Origin of the sequence: Devosia equisanguinis (assembly GCF_900631955.1) — a bacterium.
GTDB classification, from domain to species: Bacteria; Pseudomonadota; Alphaproteobacteria; order Rhizobiales; family Devosiaceae; genus Devosia; species Devosia equisanguinis.
The window spans coordinates 50,097-68,688 of record NZ_UZWD01000028.1 but is presented as its reverse complement, the minus strand read 5'-3'; the positions used below and the strand labels follow the sequence as shown (position 1 = coordinate 68,688).

Here is an 18,592-nt window from a genome sequence, read left to right as displayed (position 1 = left end):
GGACGGTGATGGCCAAGGTCAGAACCATGGCAGCGACCAGGGCCGCATAAGACACAAGCTGAGAAACCTTCGGCATGCATGCCCCCGGAATGATGTCGATACAAACACTACCAGATCAATCGAGTTTAACAAGGGGTAAACATTCTTGCCCTTGGTGGCCGAGGAAACGCTTTGCTCGCCAAAATGGCTGCACCGAAAACTCATGCCCATTTTATCAATCGCGCCTCCCTGAAAAAGCATGCGCTCCCCAAAGCGGCAGTGTCTCGACAAGCGACTTGTCCCCAACCGCATGGCGCAAGTCAGGCCTTCCGTGGTGATGCCGACGGGGGGGAGGAAGTCGGCAGAACACCCGCCACCGCAAAGGGCGACGTAAACCGATGCAGCACGACGATCGTCTGTAGAGCACGCACCCGTCTGGATTGCCTATGGCCGTCATTCGCCACCAGCCTTACATCGACGGCCGCCGCGGTCTGGGCGGCACCTCGAAAAGGGCAAGATCACTCGCTCGAGGTTCGGCTAAGGCGTCGTTTCGCTCGCGCTGACGAACTCAATCAAGGCATTGGAAAATTTGGTCCGTAAGGATTCCGCAAGGAAGCTTGCGTTGATGGCGTTGAGGTTTGCCGCGACAAACTCGCGCGTCGTCCACCCAAAAACCGCGTCGAGCCTTTGATACTCTTGCCGAAGCGTCAAATCCGTCGGACCGCGAGCGTCAGTATTGATGGAGAGTGGGATGCCGGACTTGCGCAGCCGGTCGACTGGGTGGTCAGCGTAGGTCCGGAAGACGTCGATCTGGATATTGCACGAGGGGCAGACCTCAAGGTGCACGCCATGCTCGAGGAGAAGGTCGATGACGGCGGGATCCTCTATACTGCGCACACCGTGGCCGATGCGCCGAACACCCAGCTTGGCGACCACTTCTGCCACGCTCTCGGCGCCCGCAGCTTCACCTGCATGGGCCGTGACATTGACGCCTCTGTCGGCGGCGCGGCGGAACACCGGGATATGTTCGGCCAGTCCATAACCGGCCTCGTCACCGGCAAGGTCGATGCCGCCCACGCCCCGTGCCGCGTATTTTTCCGCGAGAGCCAGAATGTCAAAGCCCTGCGCAGTGTCATCGGGGCGAAGGGTGCAAAGGATGAGCCGGGCTTCGATGGGGTAGAGGGTCTTGCCCTCGTCGAGGGCCGCGAGGACGATTTCGACAACTTCATCGCTGCGAAGGCCCTCACGCTGATGAAGGTGCGGAGCGAAACGAATTTCGGCGTAAATGACGTTGTCTTCGGCCAGCTGACGCATGAGGTCCATGGTGGCGACACGCAGGGCGTACCCGGTCTGCAAAAAGGCCAGCGGCGCGGCGAGATAGCGGAAATAGTCGACGAGGTTGGCGCATTTTTTAGGGGCAAGAAATTCGGAGCGGTACCGCTCCCGCGTCATCCCGGGCACGAGAGCGGCAACGGCTTCAAAGCTCATCGAGCAATCGAGGTGGAGATGGAGCTCGACCTTGGGCAGATCAGCGACGGATGTGGTCTTGGCCTCGCTCATCGCACGCGCTCGCCGGTCGTCGCGTCAAACAGAAATGCACGCCTGGAGTCGAAGCTGGTCTCGAGAACAGTGCCACGGCCGACATCGCGAGCGTCGCGCATTTCGATCGTCAGAGGATAGGCACTGCCCGAGCCGACATAGGCGTAGGATGCCCCGCCAAGGTGCTCGACGAGATCAACCTTGAGGCTAAGCCGTACATCCTGGTTCGGCGCAAAATGCTCCGGGCGAATGCCGAGCAGCAGTTTTTGGGCGGGCTGTGGCGCCGCAGCGAGCGTCAGAGGCACGGGGACATTGCCATGATCGGGGAGGCGGATCGTGCCATCGACGTCCGGCGCCGCGCGCAGGAAATTCATGCGCGGCGAACCGATGAAACCGGCGACGAACAGGTTTGCCGGATCGTCATAGAGCGATAGCGGCGTTCCTGCCTGCTCCACCCGCCCGGCGCGCAGCACCACGATCTTGTCGGCAAGGGTCATGGCCTCGACCTGATCGTGGGTCACGTAGATCATGGTCGCGCCCAGCTCGGCATGCAGTCGAGCGATTTCGAGCCGCATCTGCACCCGCAATTCGGCGTCGAGATTGGACAGCGGCTCGTCGAAAAGAAAGACGTCCGGCTGACGCACGATGGCTCTGCCGATCGCGACGCGCTGGCGCTGCCCGCCGGAGAGTTGCTTGGGTTTACGGTCGAGCAAATCGGTCAGATGCAGAGCGGCGGCGGCATCGGCCACCTTCCGGTCCACCTCCAGCCGCGGCACACCGTTCATCCTGAGCCCGAAGCCGATATTGTCGCGCACGCTCATATGCGGATAAAGCGCGTAGGACTGGAACACCATGGCGACGCCACGCTCGGAGGGATCCACATCGGTAACATCGCGACTGCCAATGGCGATCTTGCCATCGGTGACGCTTTCGAGCCCGGCAATCATCCGCAACAGCGTCGATTTTCCGCAGCCCGAAGGGCCGACAAACACCACGAATTCGCCATCGGCGATATCGAGGTCGACCCCGTGGATGATCTGGGTTTGCCCGAAGGCCTTCTGCACGTTTGAAAGGGCAAGACCTGCCATGCTTGGCTCCTTCAGCCCTTGATCCCGGCGCCCGCCAGGCCCTGCACGTAGTAGCGCTGCAGGGGCATCAGCAAGGCGATTGGAATGAGGGCGGTAATCACCGAAACCGCAAACAATTGGTTCCAGATGGTCTGATATTGTTGCTGAAAGGCGGCCATGCCGACCTGGATGACTTTGAACTGCTGGCTGGGCATGGCCAGTAGCGGCCACAGAAAGGCCTCCCACTGGAAGATGAACAGCAGTAGCGCCGCACTGATGCAAGTAGGCAGCGACAACGGCACATAGATGCGCATGAGAATGTTGAGCCAGCTGACACCGTCGAGGCGTGCCGCCTCGGCATAGTCCTTCGGCACCTGGCTGAAGAACTGGTAGAACAGGAACACGGCCAGCCCATTGGCGACGCTGGGCACGATCAGCGCCGCGATATTGTCGAGCCACCCCAATTGCTGGGTCACCGTATAAAGCGGCAGGGCAATGGCCTCGAACGGCAGCATGAAGCTGATGATCACAGCCGAGAGGATCACCTTCTTTCCCTTGAACTCGAACATGGCGAAGGCAAAGCCTGCCGCCCCGTTGACGAGGAGGCCGGCGACCATGGTCACTAGCGCCACCAGCATGGTGTTGGCGATGATCTGCCCGAAGCCGCGCTCGAACACCCCAGTATAGGCTTCGAAAGTCAGTGGGCTCGGCAGCAGCGCCTGCGGTGTGAACGGAAAGATATCGGCAAACACGGCGCTATTGGGCCGCAGCGATGAGACCACGGCCCACCAGAGCGGCAGCACGAAGATGAAGGCGATGACCAGATAGGCCAGGTGCTTGAGCCCCAGGCCCAGCGCCCTTTTAGGCGCTATGTCGCGCGCGCTCATGAGCGGGCCTCCCGGTTCGACAGCAGCCGGAACTGCAGCCCCACGATGACAAGGAGAATGGCGACCACCACCACGATGATGGCCATGGCCCGCCCCATGTCTCCGAAGATGAAGCCGGACTTGTAGGCCTCGTACATCAGCACATTCGTGCTGTCGGCGGGCCCGCCTTGGGTCAGCATGAAGATCGGCGCGAACAGCAGGAAATTGATGGTCACGTCGGCCACCAGCACGAAGAGCAGCGTCGGGCGCAGCAGTGGAATGGTGATGAAAATCAGCCTCTGCCAGGATTTGACCCCGTCAATGCGCGCCGCGTCGTAGATTTCGGGTGCAATGGTCTGCAGCCCCCCGATGATGAAGATCATCCAGTAGGAAATGCCCTTCCAGGTGGCGATGGCAATGATCGAATAGAGCGCCAGGCTTTCCGAAGTGAGCCAGGGCTGCGCCGGTGCGCCGGCAATGCCGATCAGCCCGTTCACCAGCCCGTCCTGGCTGAGCATGATGCGCCAGATGATCACGGCGGTGGGCAGCGACACCCCGATGGGGATAAGAAACAGCACGCGATAAAGCGTGACCCCCTTGAAATTCTGCACATAGAGCAGCGCCAGCCCCAGGGCGAGGGCGATCTGGATGGGGTTGATCAGCAGGTTGAACCAGAAGGTCACCTGCATGGATTTCCAGAACGTCCGGTCGGTCAGCAGCGAGACATAATTGTCCAGCCCGACAAAAACCTGCTGGCCGCGCACCATGTTGAACAGGCTGTCGCTGGCGGCCAGGGCCACCGGATAAAGTCGGAAAACGACAAGCCCGATCAGCGCTGGCGCCAGCAGGGCCGCAATGAGCAGAACTGGACTGCGCGATCGGGACATTGTCGTTTCCTCCAGGGGCGCCCGCGGGAGGTCGGGCGCCCGCTGATTGCTACTGCGCCACGCGCGAGGCGGCGGCCTCGAACTTTTGTACGGCGCTGGACAGCGCATCGGCAACCGGCACGCCATTGGCGATATCGACAAACGCGGTGCGGAACGCGTCCTGCAGCTGCCCATAGGCCGCCGTCACCGGACGAGCCACGGCGGTGTTCAGCGAGTCATAGACGCCCAGGCGGAAGACGTTCTGCGGGAAGGCGTCGTAATCGGGCGAGGTGCTGATGGTGTCGAGCAGCGGCGTATAGGTGGGCAGCTGCTGCAGGCTGTCGAACCAGGCCTTGGTACCGGCATCGCTGGTGGTCAGATAGCTGGCAAAATCCATGGCTTCGACCTGGTTGGCCGAGGCGGCATTGACGCCGACATACCAGGAACCGGTGGGGGTGACCACCGAGCCGCCCTCGAAATAGGGATAGGGGGCGACGCCGAAGTCGATATCGGTGGCGCCCAGGATTGGCAGGTTCCAGGTGCCGCCGGCGAACATGGCCAGCTGGCCATTGCCGAACAGCGAGGCGGCCTCGCCATAGCCCAGGCTCTTCGGGCTCACCGCCCATTCATTGTAGAGATTGCTCCAGAAGGTCGCGCCCTTGGTCCATGCCTCGCTATCGAGATAGCCCTTGGCGGTGTAGCCGTCCGGCCCGATCACTGGGCTGCCCAGCGACTCGCCGAACGGCTGCAGCTGGTAGAGCTCACCGAACTGCTCGACGGTAAAGCCATAGGTGGTGGTCCGGCCACCCTCGGACACCGTCAGCTTGCGCGCGGCATCGGCCACCTGTTCCCAGGTCCAGCGCTCGCTGGAGGCCAGCGTGTCGACCTCGGCCTGGGTGGCGCTCTCGCCCTTGGTCAGCCCGGCGGGCGGGGTAATGCCGGCGGCCTCGAACAGGGCCTTGTTGAAATACAGCACCTGCGCCGAATTGTTGATCGGCAGCGCATATTGGGTGCTTTCATACTGGCCGGCGGCCAGCGCACCGGGCACTAGCTTGCTGGTGTCAATCCCGGCATCGATGGGCGCAAGGAACCCGCGCGAGGCGTAGCTGGCCAGCAGCGGTGCATCGACATAGACTAGGTCGATCCCGGCATCGGCCGAGCGCAGGCGCAGTTCGGCGACCTGGAAGAACTGGGCGAACGGATAAGCCTGCAGGTTGATGGTGACCCCGGGATGATCGGCCTTGTAGGCATCGACCACGGCCTGCATCGCGGTGGTGTCGCCACCTTCGATGACGATCATGTTGAGCGTCTTGTCCTGGGCCAGCGCGGTGCCGGCGAGCAGGCTGGCCGCAAGGCCGGCAGCGATGGCGAACTGGATAATCTTCATCTGGGGCACCCTTTATCGTGTTGAGGTCATGCGGCCGGCAGCCCAGCTCAGAGCCTGGGTCACCAGCGCGGCAAAGCGTTGCGCATCGGCCTTCACGGCCACGGCGAGATTCTTGATGCGCGTATCATGCGCCGCATCCTGCGGCCGCATGTCGATCAGCGTCTGCCCATAGCCGCCATCGGCGCCGACCAGCACTTCGCCCGGGCGCTCCACAAGCTCGAAGATGGTGGGGTCGATCAGCCAGGCAATGGCGCAGGGATCGTGCATGGGCGCGCCGGGTTTGTCGGCGCCGGCAAAATTGTAATAGGTGCCGCAGTAGAAATCCATGATGTCGGCCACCGGATTGCTGCCGGCCCGCGCCGCGCGGATCGCCGCCACGTCTTGGCGCCGCATCAGCGTTTGGTGCGTGGCATTGAGCCCGAACATCACCAGCTTGACGCCGGAGCGGAACACCATCCGCGCCGCCTCGGCATCGGCCCAGATATTGAATTCGGCCGCCGCGGTGACATTGCCCTCGGTGGCCGAACCACCCATGAACACCACTTGCTTGATCGTCTGGGCCAGGCTCGGTCGCAGCGCCAGGGCCAGCGCCAGATTGGTCATTGGCCCGATCACCACCAGGGTGATTTCCCCCGGTGCCGCCTCGACCCGTTCGATAATGGCCTCGACAGCATGCTGCCTCTGGGCCGCACTGCTGGCGGGCGGCAGATCTTCGCCGGCGCTATCGAGCCCGCTGGGCCCGTGGAATTCGGCCGGAAAGGCGTAGCGGTGCAGCAGCGGCGCTTCGGCGCCAGCATAAACCGGCACATTGAGCCCGAACGCATCGACGATGCGCAGCGCATTATTGGTCGTATGGCTCAAAGGCGCATTGCCGCACACGGTGGTAATGGCTTCGAGCTGGATCGAAGGATGCCATGCGGCCAGCAGGATGGCCGCCATGTCGTCATGGCCGGGATCGCAATCGATGATGATACGGTGGGTGACACTCACAGCGGCAGACTCTTCCATGACCTAGTTTTGCTGAGGTAATTCCGCAGTGACCAGAAACCCTGACCTCCGCTGTAACTCCCTCCAAAAGTTCGGTTGACGCTAGGGCAGATGACAGAAGTGCAACAGCAGACTATTTTACCTTTCGATTGACTTTTCCTGAGGCAAACCATGCTGCACCTGCTCAATGCCATGCGCGCATTCGAGGTCGCTGCGCGTCTCGGCAGCATTCGACGCGCTGCCGAGGAGTTGCACGTCTCCGATGGAGCGGTGAGCCGCCATATCAAAAATCTTGAAGATGAGCTGGGCGTGCCCTTGTTTGAGCGCGGTAATCGTTCGCTGCGTCTCACCCCGGCGGCCGCCACCTTCGCCGCCACGCTCACCGAGGCGCTGGCCTCGATCAATCGCGGCACCGAGCACCTCAAGGCGCTGCATGATCAATCCACCATCATGCTGACGGCGCCGGATACGTTCCTGCTGCGCTGGTTGGTGCCGCGCCTGCAAAGCCTTGAGAAAGCGCTGGGCGGAGTGTCGGTGCGGATCACCACCTGGACGCGCGAGATCAACCCGGCCGATCGCTCCATCGATCTTTACGTGGGTGTCGGCAAGCTGCTCGATATTCCTGGCATGGTGGTCGCGCCGGTGGCGCCGGAAACCTTCGGGCCCGTGCTCAGCCCAATGATCGCCCCAGGCCGGCGCATCGACTCCGAGGCGATGTGGACCCTGCCGCGCCTCGATATTCGCTGGCCACCGGACATGTGGACCAATTGGGCCCGGGAGGCGGGCGTGGTGCTGCCGCCGCGCGATTGTGTCTGGTATGACAGCCTCTCTTTCAGCGTGCAGGCGGCAGAAGCAGGGCAGGGGGTAGCAATCGGTCCGGGGCCTGCTGTCTGGGACGCACTCGAGCAAAATCGCCTTGTTGCCCCACTCGGCATGGCCAAACGGTCGGGCTACTGGTTCCTGGCCTGGCGGGAAGATCGCTCCAATAGGATGATGCAAACTGTTCGGCGGTGGTTCGAGACGGAGATGGCGCGGGGTCTTAAATTTGAGGATCGCTCTGCCGCGTAGTCCCGCAGAGTGGATGGCGCTGCGCAAGGCAATCGCGGCCAACCATTGTCGTCCGGGAACGTGTTCCTTCCCAGCCGTTTTCGTTTCGGTAGCAGGCTCCTTCAATCCGCGTAAAATACCGTCTCAGTCGGCTTTGTGCAGCATGATCCTGAGGTCCCCGGTCAGCGAACATTTAAGACCTGTGTTGTTTCGCCCGAATGAGCAAAGCGATCCGGGAAAGCGTCTTTGACGCCGCTCCGTCCCTTTGGCGTCTGCTGGTATGATCTCACCTGTTGGCCAAGGCACGGCGCCGGCAGGTACCAGTAAGCGAATAGCCGCTTGACAGTCGTTATAACGTCATAACACTCTAGTGGCGCTGCGGGTTGGAGAAGCCGCGGCTTAAGGATGGGAGAATGGTCGTGAACTTACGCAACGGTTGGCGCTTCGCTTTTGCAGCGACGCTCATGATGTCGAGTGCAGCGGTTTCTCAGGCTGCCGAGATTTCTTTTTTGACTCACTGGGGGCCCGACACAGTGGCGCTGCTCGACGCAGCCATCGAAAAATATGAGGCAGCCAACCCCGGCGATACCGTTACAGTGCGGGCGGTGCCGTTCGGTGACCTGCTGACCACGCTACGCACCTCTGGCGGCGGCGCGGGCGGGGCGACCATCGCGGGCATTTACGATGCCTGGCTCCCGGACCTGGCGCGCGACAAGCTGGTAAGCCCGGCAGGCGACGATATTGCCGCCGACACCAAGGCAAACTGGCCGGCCGGCGTGGTCAGCGCGGCCTCGGTGGGCGGTTCACTCTACGGCATTCCCAACGAGATCGACGTCTATGCGCTCAACTATAACAAGCGCCTGTTCGATGAAGCCGGTATCACGGCACCGCCGGCGACCTGGGAAGAGTTCCTGGCCGCAGCCGAGAAGCTCACGGACAAGTCCAAGGGCCAGCAGGGATTTGGCCTGATCAACTCCTGGGCCGCAGGCGTGTTACACCCCTTCGCCTCCCTGCTTGTTTCCAACGGCGGCGATCTTATCGTGGATGGCAAGCCGGTACTCGACAGCGAAGCGGCCAAACAGACATTCGACCTCTATGAGAAGCTCATAACCTCGGGCTACTCCGATCCGGCCATGGCCACGGCCGACGCCAATACCACCGGCCCATTCCTCGACAACTTCGTTTCCGGCAAGACCGGCATGATCATCATGGCCAACTGGTGGGAATCCGCTCTCAAGGCCGGCATGGGCGATGCCTTTGCCGATATCGCCACCGCGCCCATTCCGGTTGGTCCCTCGGGTGACACCGCCCGTTCGATCTCCTATTCCTGGATGACCGTTGTGAACGCGCAGGCCAGCGCTGAGGAGCAGGAAACCGCCTGGAAATTCCTTTCCTGGCTGAATGGCCCGGATTCCGGCGAGAACGGCGCCTCGGCCATGGGCGACATCCTGATGTCCATGGGCATCCTGCCTTCACGCACCTCGGACGTGACCGCTTTTGGTGACCGGTTGGCCAGCGATCCTTTCCTTTCCGGCTATACCGAGACCTTGGCTGATGCCAAGCCGTTCCCGGTGGTTTTGGGCGGTCAGGAATTTTCGGAGGCGCTGCAGCAGACCCTCGAGGCCATGCAATTCGGACAGCTGACCGCTGCTGAAGCCCAGGCCAATGCACAATCCGACGCTACTGAAATCCTGGCGCGCAACGCGCAGTAGTTCGCACTCTCCAGAGACGGGTGGGGCCCTGACTCCACCCAGTCTCCCTCACGATAGAGCCCCCCAATGATTGGCCGCTACCGTCGCTCGACCATAGGCATGCTTGCACCTGCCACCGGGCTTATCGCGCTATTCGTGTTCGTGCCCATGGTGCTGACCATTGGGCTGTCCTTCACGCAATGGTCGACACAAACCGGTTTTGACACGGCGCGCTTTGTCGGCATTGCCAACTTTGCCGATCTGCTGGGTCCCACCTCGATCGGTCGCGACTTTCGCGCCGCCTTCATCAATACGGGCATCTATACCGGTCTTTCGGTGGCGCTGATCCTGCCGCTTTCGGTGCTGCTTGGGCTTCTGGTGCATCAGACCTTTGCGCCTGGCGGCATCCTGCTGCGAACGGTATTGTTCTCGACCTATATGGTGCCCATGATCGCCGTGGCGCTCGTTTGGTCCAAGCTTTATTCGCCAACAGAGGGGCCGATCAACCAGATGCTGGGCTGGGTCGGCATTCCGCCGCAGACCTGGCTCTCCGCGCCCAATACCGCGTTGGTTTCGATCGTCATCCTCAATGTTTGGCAGCAGGTGGGTTACTTCACAGTTCTGGCGGTAGCCGGACTGACTCAGATCCCGCCCTCGTTATATGAAGCCGCAAAGGTTGATGGTGCCTCCGCCTGGGTGCAGTTCTGGCGGATAACCCTGCCGCTCCTGCGCAACACCTTGCTGTTCTCGGCCGTCATCGCCGTCATCAATGCAGTTCAGGTCTTTGAGCCGGTGGCGCTGATTACTCAGGGCGGGCCGGTCAATTCCACGAATGTGCTGACCTATCATATCCGCCGCGTTGGCATCGAGCGCGCCCAGGGTGGGTTGGGCTCTGCCATGGCGGTAACGCTCATGCTCTCACTGATCGTGGTCATCGTGCTGTTGTTCGCATTGTTGCGAGATCGGGGAGAACAACGATGATCGGTGGCGCGCAGTTCTATCGACGCCATGCACGGACCTGGCAGGAGGGTGCCCTTACCCTTGTTATCATCGCCATTGCGGTGATCGCGGCCTTCCCGCTTGCCTGGATGGTGCTATCGAGCCTGAAGACCCCCCAGGAGAGCATGCAGGTGCCTCCGGTCTGGTGGCCCGGTTCGCCCAATCTCGATGCCTATTCCCAAGTTGCCGATGTGGTCGGACTGGGTCGCTCGTTCCTCAATTCCTTCTTCATCGCTCTGGTGACCACCACCGCAATCGTGATCACCAGTCTCATGGCGGGCTACGCCTTTGCCAAATACCGCTTCAAGGGTCGCGATTGGCTCTTCGCAGCGCTCATCGGCACCATGTTCTTGCCGCCCATCGTGACACTGATCCCGCTCTACCGCATCACCGGCTATCTCGGTCTCAATGCCAGCCTGTTCGGCGTTGTCGTTCCCAATCTCGCCAACGCCTTCGGCATCTTTCTAATGCGTCAATACATCAAGGGCGTTCCGGACGACCTGATCGACGCGGCTCGGGTGGATGGGGCGTCCGAGCTCACCATTCTCTTCAAAATCGTGGCGCCTACCGTGTTGCCGGCTATTGCGGCGCTGACGCTCTTTGCCTTCGTCTATCACTGGAACAGCTATCTCTGGCCGTTGACGGTTTTACAGGGCAACACCGACCAGTATCCGATCGTCATCTCGCTGAGCCGGCTTCTCAGCTACAATCGAGGCGCTATGAATACCGGCCTCGTCATGGCGGGGGCGACGCTGGCGGTGCTGCCGCCGGTCGTGCTCTTTGTGTTCCTGCAGCGCTTTTTCGTCGACTCCATAGTTGCCACGGGAGTGAAGGGATGAGCGCCATCCTTGCCATAGACCTTGGTGGCACCCGCTGTCGCATCGGCTTTGCCCAAAGTGCCGATCCCGCAGCAGTCAAGCTGGTTGACGATGTGCCGGCGCCTCCGAGCCGAGAGGACTTCGTGGGCCTCGTGGCGCAGCGCCTCAAAGCGCATGAGGCGAGCCGGCTGGGCCTCGGCATTCCCGGTCTGGCACAGGGCAGCATATGCCGGTGGGTTCCCAACCTCTCCTATCTCGACGGGCTCGACCTGGAGGTGGCGTTCCCGGATGTGACGGTCGGCCTGGGCAATGATGCACAGCTCAGCCTGCTTGCTGAGATGCACACCGGAGCAGGACGTGACATGAAAGATGCCGTGCTTTTGGCTATTGGCACGGGTATCGGGTCCGCCGTGCTGGCCTCGGGCACGATCATCTCTGGCCAGGGCGGCGGCGCCTGTTCTTTCGGCTGGGCTACGGCGGCGCTGGACGACGCTGGTGAGAATACGAGCGGTTGGCTCGAACGGCAGGCGGCGGGGCGCACTCTTGACCGGGCTGCTGCTCGGCTCGGGCTCACTGACGGCAAGGCACTCATTGGAGCAGCACGTGCCGGCAAGGCCGAGGCAGCGGCGGCGCTTGAGCGTCCCATGCATGCTCTTGGCACCGCAATCGCAGCGGCGGTGGCGCTGCTCGACCCGTCAGCAATAATCATTGCGGGCGGGGTGGCGGATGCGTTCGACGTCATCGGCCCGATGCTGCGCCGACACGTGGACCGGTGCATACCGCCCCATTTGCGGGGTGTCCGAATAGTGCCGGCTGTGCACGGGTCGAAGGCGGGGCTCGTCGGAGCCGCCTTTGCAGGCGCGCTTGGCGCAAGCTGGAGGAGGACAGCATGAGCGACGAACCTACGGGCCTGGTGCGGCCTGACCGTCGCAGGCCTGAGCCGCTCTGGCATCAGGCCGAGATGGCGCTGCGCGATCTTATCGACCAGGGAGAATGGGGCGCAGGGTTGCAGATCCCCAATGAAGACCGGCTCTGCGAGATGCTCGGCATTTCCCGCATCACCCTGCGCCACGCGCTGCGAAATCTCGAGGAAGCAGGTATGCTGCGGCGCGAGCACGGCCGCGGCACCTTCGTGCGCTCAGCTACCATGGTGGCTGGTGTACGTGGGCTCACCAGCTTCACCGACGAGATGCAGTCCCTCGCCCTGTCGCCGGGAACCCGCCTTCTGGCGGCCTATACCATTGCCGCTACGGGGGAGATTGCCCGGGCGCTCGAGATTCCCGAGGGTGAGATGGTGGTGCAGTTGCGGCGCTTGCGACTCGGAAATGGCGATCCCATCGGCATCCAGACAACCCATTTGCCGGCCGCGCGCGCGCCCGGGCTTTTCGAAGCCGCGTCAGAGATCGGCTCGCTCTATCGCTGGCTCAAGGACAATGCCGGCATTGTACCGGTCAAGGCCAAGGAAGTCTACCGCGTCGGGGCAGTTGCATCGGGAGATGCCGCCGATCTCGAACTGCCTGTCGGCACACCCGCCTTCGAAGTCGAACGCATCACTTTCGACCAGCGCAGCCCCTTCGAATTCGCGGTCTCCACCATGCGGGCCGACCGCTACGAAATTCGCTCAACCCTCTACGTCTAGTTTTGAAAGGCCAGACCCGATGTCCACTCTCTTCATTTCCAAGCTCGCGGCAATCGCCGAAAAGACCGCCGGCGAAAACGAAGCCGCATTCGAAGCTGCCTCCAAGGCCATGAGCGAAACCCTCGCCAATGGCGGCCTCGTGCATCTCTATGGCTCGGGCCATTCAGTGTTGCCGGTGCAGGAAACCTACCCGCGCTATGGCTCCTATCTCGGCTTCAATCCGCTGACCGACCCGCGCGTCATGTGGCACAACATTCTGGGGGCCGGCGGTGTGCGCGAATTGCTCTGGCTCGAACGCACAGAGAAATACGCTGAGAAGTTCCTCGATCATCAGCCGCTCAATCCCGGTGATACCATTGTCATTTTCGGCCATTCGGGCAGCAATGCCTCGGGCATCGATACCGCCCTCTACGCCAAGGAACGCGGTCTCACCGTGATCGCCATCACGGCGAAGTCCAATGCCAGCAAGCCGGCGACACATAGCTCCGGAAAACGCCTGCCGCATGCGGCCGACATCGTCGTCGATACCGGCGCACCGGTCGAAGATGCCATCGTTCCGATCGAGGGCTGGAGCCGCCCGGTTTCGGGCTCCTCGACCGTGCTTGCAATGATCATGATGCACGAACTGGTATCGCGCACCGCCCAGAAGCTGGCGGAAAAAGGCATTGAGCTGCCGGTTTTCGCCTCGCCGACCATCCCCGGTGTGACGCTGCATGACACCGACATCATCTACGGTCAGTATCGGGAGAAGATGATCGACGCTCAGTCCAGGCACTTGGCCCAGTTCAAAAAAACCATGGCCAATGAAGGCTGACAGTAACCGGGGTGAAGGGACGGTGCGCGATTGCCTTGCCGCCGTCTCTATCGCCTGCTGGTCCGCTTTATGCATTTTTAGGAGGTCGCGACGCCGTTCCCAATGGTCGTCTTCCTCTCCCCCTTAATCGCCAGCCTTGCATGCCCCCTGTGACCAAGGGACCAGAGACAGGGCGGGGTTAACCGCCTAAGGTGCTTGGGCGAGTCAGGGGAGGGCACTATGGACGGGCGCGTCGAGTCTTTGCTGGATCGGGCGATGGAGCATGCCGGCGACAATGCCAGCCTCTCCCGTTTCCTGGTCGAGGCCATCCGTGCCGCCGATCCCGACGATCTCGCGCGCGCCGATATGGCGGTACTGATGGCGGCCTTCGGGCATGCCCATGAGCGTCTTCTCGCCGGTTCCCTCGATAGCACCCGCATCGAGGCGACCCCGCCGCAAAAGCTGGGCGATCCGCTCATTCTCGACATCATCTGCCCCGACATGCCCTTCATCGTCGACAGCGCCCTTGCGGCGCTCCGGGCTATGGGTGGAGCGGTGCGGCTCTTCGCCCATCCGGTGGTGCGCGTTGCCGGGGGTAAGGTCATGGGCGACACCGGCGCTGCGGTCAGCGTCCTGCACATCCATAGCGACCCCGTTGCCGACAGCGATGCCCTGATTGCCGAACTGCGCCGCACGCTCGACGACGTGCGGCAGGCTGTGCGCGACTGGCAGCCGATGCTGGAGCGCGTGCTGAAGGCCATGGGCGGGCTCGCCCCCGCCAAACCGGCATTGCGCGATGAGGGGCAGCGCTTCCTCGAATGGCTCACCGAGCACAATTTCACCTTTCTCGGCCTGCGCGAATATCGGCTGGTGGGCGACGCGCTCGAACCGGTGGACGGCACCGGCCTCGGCATCATGCGCGATGCAGCGCTCAAGGTGGTGCGCAGCGGTCCCGACTATGTCGACAGCACCCCGCAACTGGTCGACTTCGTCAAAGGCCAGGAACCGGTTCTGGTCACCAAGGCCAATCTGCGGGCCCGCGTCCACCGCCGCGTGCACATGGACTATGTCGGCGTAAAACTCTTCGACGAGCGCGGCCAGGCATCAGGCGAGCTGCGGATCGTGGGCCTGTTTACCGCCCAGGCCCTGTCAACGCCACATACCGATGTGCCCCTGATCCGCCGCAAGATCGCCGAGGTCATGCGCCGTTCCGGCGTCGATCCGCTCGGCCATGCCGGACGCACTCTGCTCGGCGCTCTCGATGCCCATCCGCGCGACGAACTCTTTCAGATCGACATTGCTCAGCTGGCCGAATTTGCCGAGGCCATCGCCGCGCTCTATGATCGCCCCCGCGTCCGCGTCCTGCCGCGCATCGATCGCTTCGACAATTTCGTTTCCGTCCTCGTCTATGTGCCGCGCGACCGCTATGACGGCGCCATCCGCGCCCGCATCACCCAGTTCCTTGCGCAGGCCTATGACGGGCGCGTTTCCGCCTTTTATCCGCACTTTCCCGAGGGTGAACTGGTGCGGCTGCACGTCATTATCGGCCGGGTCGGCGGCAGCACGCCGCAGCCCACCCGTCAGGCGCTGGAAAGCGGCGTCGAGGCCATGCTGCGCGATTTCTGGGACCGGCTCGTGGTCGCTGCGCCCGATCCTGGCGCCATCAGCGATTTCCGCCAGGCCTTTTCGGCCGCCTACCAGTCACGCAGCACCATCGAGGATGCCCTGGCTGACATCGCCGTTTTCCGTGCTCTGCCCGATGGCGATGTCGCCATCCGCCTGCGCCAGCGCGCCGGAGCGGAAGGGGCGCTCGGGCTGAAATTCTACCACCGCGCCACCGCCATTCCGCTTACCGACCGCGTGCCCATGCTCGAGCATTTTGGCTTCCGCGTCATCGACGAGCGCACCTATACGATCGTGCCGCGAGATGGCATTCCCCTCTATCTCCATGACATGGTGCTTGAGCCGGCCAGCGGCCGCGCCCTCGACGTTGCCGCTCGTGGTCCCGCCATCGAAGCCGGGCTGATGGCCGTGTGGTCCGGCGCCGCGGAGAGCGACCAGCTCAATACGCTGGTCACCGAAGCCGAGCTCGACTGGGTCGACGCTGCCCTGCTGCGCGCCCTGTCGCGCTATCTGCGCCAGGTCGGCACATCCTATTCCCAGCGCTACATCGCCCAGGTCCTCGTCAACCAGAACACTGCGGCAAAGGCCCTTTGCACTCTCTTCGCCGCCCTCCACGATCCGGCACAGCCGGATGGCGAAGCCTCAGCCGAGGCCGCCCGCGCCGAAATCGCCGCCCAGCTCGACGCCATGTCCTCGCTCGACGAAGACACCATCATCCGTCGCTTCCATAATCTGGTGGAAGCGAGCCTGCGCACCAATGCCTGGCAGCGCGATGAAGCCGGCGAGCACCGGCCGGCCCTGGCCATCAAGTTCGACAGCCACCGCGTCGAAGGCATGGCCGCCCCGCGTCCCTATCGTGAAATCTATGTCTATTCACCCCGCGTCGAGGGCATCCATCTGCGCTTCGGTGCCATTGCCCGCGGCGGCCTGCGCTGGTCCGATCGGCCGGAGGATTTCCGCACCGAAGTGCTGGGACTGGTCAAGGCGCAGCAGGTCAAGAATGCTGTCATCGTGCCGGTCGGCGCCAAGGGCGGCTTCGTGCCCAAGCGCCTCACCTCCGGCATGTCGCGTGACGCCTTCATGGCGGAAGGCACCGAAAGCTACCGCATTTTCATCGTGGCCCTGCTCGATATCACCGACAATCTCGTCGATGGCGCCGTGGTGCCGCCGCTTTCGACAATCCGCCGCGATGGCGACGATCCCTATCTCGTGGTAGCCGCCGACAAGGGCACCGCACAGTTCTCCGACACCGCCAACGCCATTGCCGTCAGCCGCAATTTCTGGCTCGGCGATGCCTTCGCCTCCGGCGGCTCAGCCGGCTATGACCACAAGAAAATGGGCATCACCGCCCGTGGTGCCTGGGAAGCGGTCAAGCGCCACTTCCGCGAGGTCAATCGCGATATCCAGGCAGAAGCCTTCACCGTGGCCGGTGTTGGCGACATGAGCGGCGACGTCTTCGGCAATGGCATGCTGCTGTCGCGCGAAATCCGTCTCGTCGCCGCCTTCGATCACCGCGACATCTTCATCGACCCCAATCCGGACGCCATCACCAGCTTTGCCGAGCGCCAACGCCTTTTCGCACTGCCGCGCTCCAGCTGGCAGGACTACGACAAGGCGCTGATTTCCCAAGGCGGTGGCGTCTTCTCCCGTGCCGCCAAGTCGATCCCTCTGTCGCCCGAAGTTCAGGCGCTCCTCAGCCTCGACGCCCCCGCAGCCACCCCGGCCGAAATCATGCGCGCCATTCTCTCCGCGTCCGTCGACCTTCTCTGGTTCGGCGGCATCGGCACCTACATCAAGGCATCCGGTGAGGATGACGCCGCCGTCGGCGACCGTGCCAATGACGCCATTCGCGTCACCGCCGACCAGCTCCGTGCCCGCGTGGTGGGCGAGGGCGCCAATCTCGGCGTCACCCAGCGCGGCCGCATCGCCTACGCCCTGGGCGGCGGACGCATCAATACCGATGCCATCGATAATTCCGCCGGCGTCAACTCCTCCGACCTTGAGGTCAATATCAAGATCGCCCTGGCGCCCATCCTCGCCTCGGGCCAGTTGGACCAGGCGGCGCGCAACACCTTCCTCGCCGCCATGACCGACGAGGTTGCCGCGCTCTGCCTGCGCAACAATTACCTTCAGACCCTCGCGCTCTCGCTCACCGAACGGCAGGGCCTCTCGGCGCTGCCCGGCCAGCGCCTGTTGATGGATGGGCTCGAAGCCGACGGCCACCTTGATCGCGCCGTGGAATTCCTGCCCAGCGACGCCGTGCTCACCCAGCGCGCCGCCGAGGGCAAGGCCCTCAGCCGGCCGGAATTGGCGGTGCTGCTCGCCTATGCCAAGCTCAATCTCTACGCCGACCTGCTCGCCGGCACCGCCATCGACGACGATTATCTCGCGGGCGAACTGCCGCGCTATTTCCCGCCCACGCTCAACCGAACCTATCCCGATGCCGTGCAGACCCATCGCCTGCGCCGCGAAGTCATTGCCACGGTCCTCGCCAATGCCATGATCAATCGCGGCGGTCCCGCTTTCGTCGCCGAGTTGATGGCCGCCACCAGCGCCAGCGCCGGCGAAGTCGCCCTGGCCTTCGCCGCGGTGCGTGATATCTACGGCCTGACCGATCTCAATGCCGGCATCGATGCGCTGGATGGTGTCGTCCCCGGTGGGGTGCAACTGGCGCTCTATGGCCAGGTCGCGGCGCTCCTGCGCCAGGAAGTGCTCTGGTTCCTCCGCAATACCGATATCGCCAGCGACGTTGCCGGCCTCGTCAGCCGCTACCGGAGCGGTGTCGAGCGCCTGCGCCTGGCCACCGATCTCCTGCCGGAAGCGCAACGCCAGGCCCTTGACGCCCGTACCCGCGGTCTCACCACCCACGGCGTCCCGGAAATGCTGGCCACAGCTATCTCCGAATTGCCATTGCTCGGCCATGCCAGCGATATCGTGTTGGTTGCCGAGCGCAGCGGCGTCGATATCGAAACCGCCGCCACCGCCTATTTCGCCGCCGCCGATCTCTTCGATCTCTTCCGCATCATCGAAGATGGCCGCGCCATCGTGCTGGAAGACCGTTTCGACCGCATGGCGCTGGACCGGGCGCTGGCCAATATCATGCGTGCCTTGCGCGACGTCACGGCAGACGTGCTCGCCTCAGGCTCCCTCGACGCCTTCCGCACGCAACGCGCTGTCGCCGTCGATCGCACTGTGGCGGCAGTCCGGGATCTCACCTTGGGCGGCGTCACCGTCTCCCGCCTCAGCGTCGCCGCCGGCCTTCTCGCCGATCTGGCGCGGGAGATGTGAGAA

General features: G+C 63.1%; 14 protein-coding genes. 8 read left to right on the top strand and 6 right to left on the bottom strand.

Going from position 1 to position 18,592, the window contains the following annotated elements; genetic code table 11:
• Window positions 1-516: 516 nt before the first annotated feature.
• The 6 genes from add to DEVEQU_RS11475 are packed head-to-tail and all read right to left on the bottom strand — an operon-like array spanning window position 517 to window position 6,712.
• Window positions 517-1,539, bottom strand: a complete 1,023-nt coding sequence (gene add, locus DEVEQU_RS11500) for an adenosine deaminase (RefSeq protein WP_126150725.1) — start codon at window positions 1,537-1,539, stop codon at window positions 517-519.
• Window positions 1,536-2,606 (bottom strand): ABC transporter ATP-binding protein, encoded by a 1,071-nt coding sequence (locus DEVEQU_RS11495; RefSeq protein ID WP_126150724.1) that lies wholly within the window; start codon window positions 2,604-2,606, stop codon window positions 1,536-1,538. Before DEVEQU_RS11495 ends, add begins: the two co-directional genes overlap by 4 nt.
• 11 nt (window positions 2,607-2,617) lie before the next feature.
• Window positions 2,618-3,472 carry a carbohydrate ABC transporter permease gene (locus tag DEVEQU_RS11490; protein WP_126150723.1) on the bottom strand — a complete coding sequence of 285 codons (855 nt, stop codon included), beginning with the start codon at window positions 3,470-3,472 and terminating at the stop codon, window positions 2,618-2,620.
• Window positions 3,469-4,338, bottom strand: coding sequence for a carbohydrate ABC transporter permease (locus DEVEQU_RS11485; RefSeq protein ID WP_164550359.1), 870 nt, complete (start codon window positions 4,336-4,338; stop codon window positions 3,469-3,471). The genes DEVEQU_RS11490 and DEVEQU_RS11485 overlap by 4 nt, the downstream gene beginning before the upstream one ends.
• 49 nt (window positions 4,339-4,387) lie before the next feature.
• Window positions 4,388-5,704, bottom strand: a complete 1,317-nt coding sequence (locus DEVEQU_RS11480) for an ABC transporter substrate-binding protein (protein ID WP_126150721.1) — start codon at window positions 5,702-5,704, stop codon at window positions 4,388-4,390.
• 12 nt (window positions 5,705-5,716) lie between these two features.
• Complete coding sequence (locus DEVEQU_RS11475; RefSeq protein WP_126150720.1) at window positions 5,717-6,712, bottom strand: nucleoside hydrolase; 996 nt, start codon at window positions 6,710-6,712, stop codon at window positions 5,717-5,719.
• 150 nt (window positions 6,713-6,862) lie between these two features.
• Here DEVEQU_RS11475 and DEVEQU_RS11470 point away from each other — a divergent pair, with 150 nt between their 5' ends.
• The 8 genes from DEVEQU_RS11470 to DEVEQU_RS11435 all read left to right on the top strand — a co-directional run bounded on the left by DEVEQU_RS11470 (window position 6,863) and on the right by DEVEQU_RS11435 (window position 18,589).
• Window positions 6,863-7,759, top strand: a complete 897-nt coding sequence (locus tag DEVEQU_RS11470) for a LysR family transcriptional regulator (RefSeq protein WP_126150719.1) — start codon at window positions 6,863-6,865, stop codon at window positions 7,757-7,759.
• A 398-nt stretch (window positions 7,760-8,157) separates the two neighbouring features.
• Window positions 8,158-9,450, top strand: a complete 1,293-nt coding sequence (locus DEVEQU_RS11465; protein ID WP_223214194.1) for an extracellular solute-binding protein — start codon at window positions 8,158-8,160, stop codon at window positions 9,448-9,450.
• A gap of 66 nt (window positions 9,451-9,516) precedes the next feature.
• The gene (locus tag DEVEQU_RS11460) at window positions 9,517-10,410 is read left to right on the top strand and encodes a carbohydrate ABC transporter permease (protein WP_126150717.1); all 894 of its coding nucleotides are present in this window, start codon (window positions 9,517-9,519) and stop codon (window positions 10,408-10,410) included.
• Window positions 10,407-11,267: a carbohydrate ABC transporter permease gene (locus tag DEVEQU_RS11455; protein WP_126150716.1), complete on the top strand. Its 861-nt coding sequence runs from the start codon at window positions 10,407-10,409 to the stop codon at window positions 11,265-11,267. Before DEVEQU_RS11460 ends, DEVEQU_RS11455 begins: the two co-directional genes overlap by 4 nt.
• Window positions 11,264-12,139, top strand: coding sequence for an ROK family protein (locus tag DEVEQU_RS11450; RefSeq protein ID WP_126150715.1), 876 nt, complete (start codon window positions 11,264-11,266; stop codon window positions 12,137-12,139). The genes DEVEQU_RS11455 and DEVEQU_RS11450 overlap by 4 nt, the downstream gene beginning before the upstream one ends.
• On the top strand, window positions 12,136-12,885 hold the full coding sequence (locus tag DEVEQU_RS11445; protein WP_126150714.1) for a GntR family transcriptional regulator: 750 nt from the start codon (window positions 12,136-12,138) through the stop codon (window positions 12,883-12,885). Before DEVEQU_RS11450 ends, DEVEQU_RS11445 begins: the two co-directional genes overlap by 4 nt.
• Window positions 12,886-12,904: 19 nt before the next feature.
• Window positions 12,905-13,699 carry a sugar isomerase domain-containing protein gene (locus DEVEQU_RS11440; protein ID WP_126150713.1) on the top strand — a complete coding sequence of 265 codons (795 nt, stop codon included), beginning with the start codon at window positions 12,905-12,907 and terminating at the stop codon, window positions 13,697-13,699.
• A gap of 219 nt (window positions 13,700-13,918) precedes the next feature.
• Window positions 13,919-18,589 carry an NAD-glutamate dehydrogenase gene (locus DEVEQU_RS11435; protein ID WP_126150712.1) on the top strand — a complete coding sequence of 1,557 codons (4,671 nt, stop codon included), beginning with the start codon at window positions 13,919-13,921 and terminating at the stop codon, window positions 18,587-18,589.
• Window positions 18,590-18,592 lie beyond the last annotated feature (3 nt).

Bases quoted from the DNA above. Each gene is read 5' to 3' on its own strand.
- add (WP_126150725.1), bottom strand. From the start codon at position 1,539: ATGAGCGAGGCCAAGACCACATCCGTCGCTGATCTGCCCAAGGTCGAG.
- DEVEQU_RS11495 (WP_126150724.1), bottom strand. From the start codon at position 2,606: ATGGCAGGTCTTGCCCTTTCAAACGTGCAGAAGGCCTTCGGGCAAACC.
- DEVEQU_RS11490 (WP_126150723.1), bottom strand. From the start codon at position 3,472: ATGAGCGCGCGCGACATAGCGCCTAAAAGGGCGCTGGGCCTGGGGCTC.
- DEVEQU_RS11485 (WP_164550359.1), bottom strand. From the start codon at position 4,338: ATGTCCCGATCGCGCAGTCCAGTTCTGCTCATTGCGGCCCTGCTGGCG.
- DEVEQU_RS11480 (WP_126150721.1), bottom strand. From the start codon at position 5,704: ATGAAGATTATCCAGTTCGCCATCGCTGCCGGCCTTGCGGCCAGCCTG.
- DEVEQU_RS11475 (WP_126150720.1), bottom strand. From the start codon at position 6,712: ATGGAAGAGTCTGCCGCTGTGAGTGTCACCCACCGTATCATCATCGAT.
- DEVEQU_RS11470 (WP_126150719.1), top strand. From the start codon at position 6,863: ATGCTGCACCTGCTCAATGCCATGCGCGCATTCGAGGTCGCTGCGCGT.
- DEVEQU_RS11460 (WP_126150717.1), top strand. From the start codon at position 9,517: ATGATTGGCCGCTACCGTCGCTCGACCATAGGCATGCTTGCACCTGCC.
- DEVEQU_RS11455 (WP_126150716.1), top strand. From the start codon at position 10,407: ATGATCGGTGGCGCGCAGTTCTATCGACGCCATGCACGGACCTGGCAG.
- DEVEQU_RS11450 (WP_126150715.1), top strand. From the start codon at position 11,264: ATGAGCGCCATCCTTGCCATAGACCTTGGTGGCACCCGCTGTCGCATC.
- DEVEQU_RS11445 (WP_126150714.1), top strand. From the start codon at position 12,136: ATGAGCGACGAACCTACGGGCCTGGTGCGGCCTGACCGTCGCAGGCCT.
- DEVEQU_RS11440 (WP_126150713.1), top strand. From the start codon at position 12,905: ATGTCCACTCTCTTCATTTCCAAGCTCGCGGCAATCGCCGAAAAGACC.
- DEVEQU_RS11435 (WP_126150712.1), top strand. From the start codon at position 13,919: ATGGACGGGCGCGTCGAGTCTTTGCTGGATCGGGCGATGGAGCATGCC.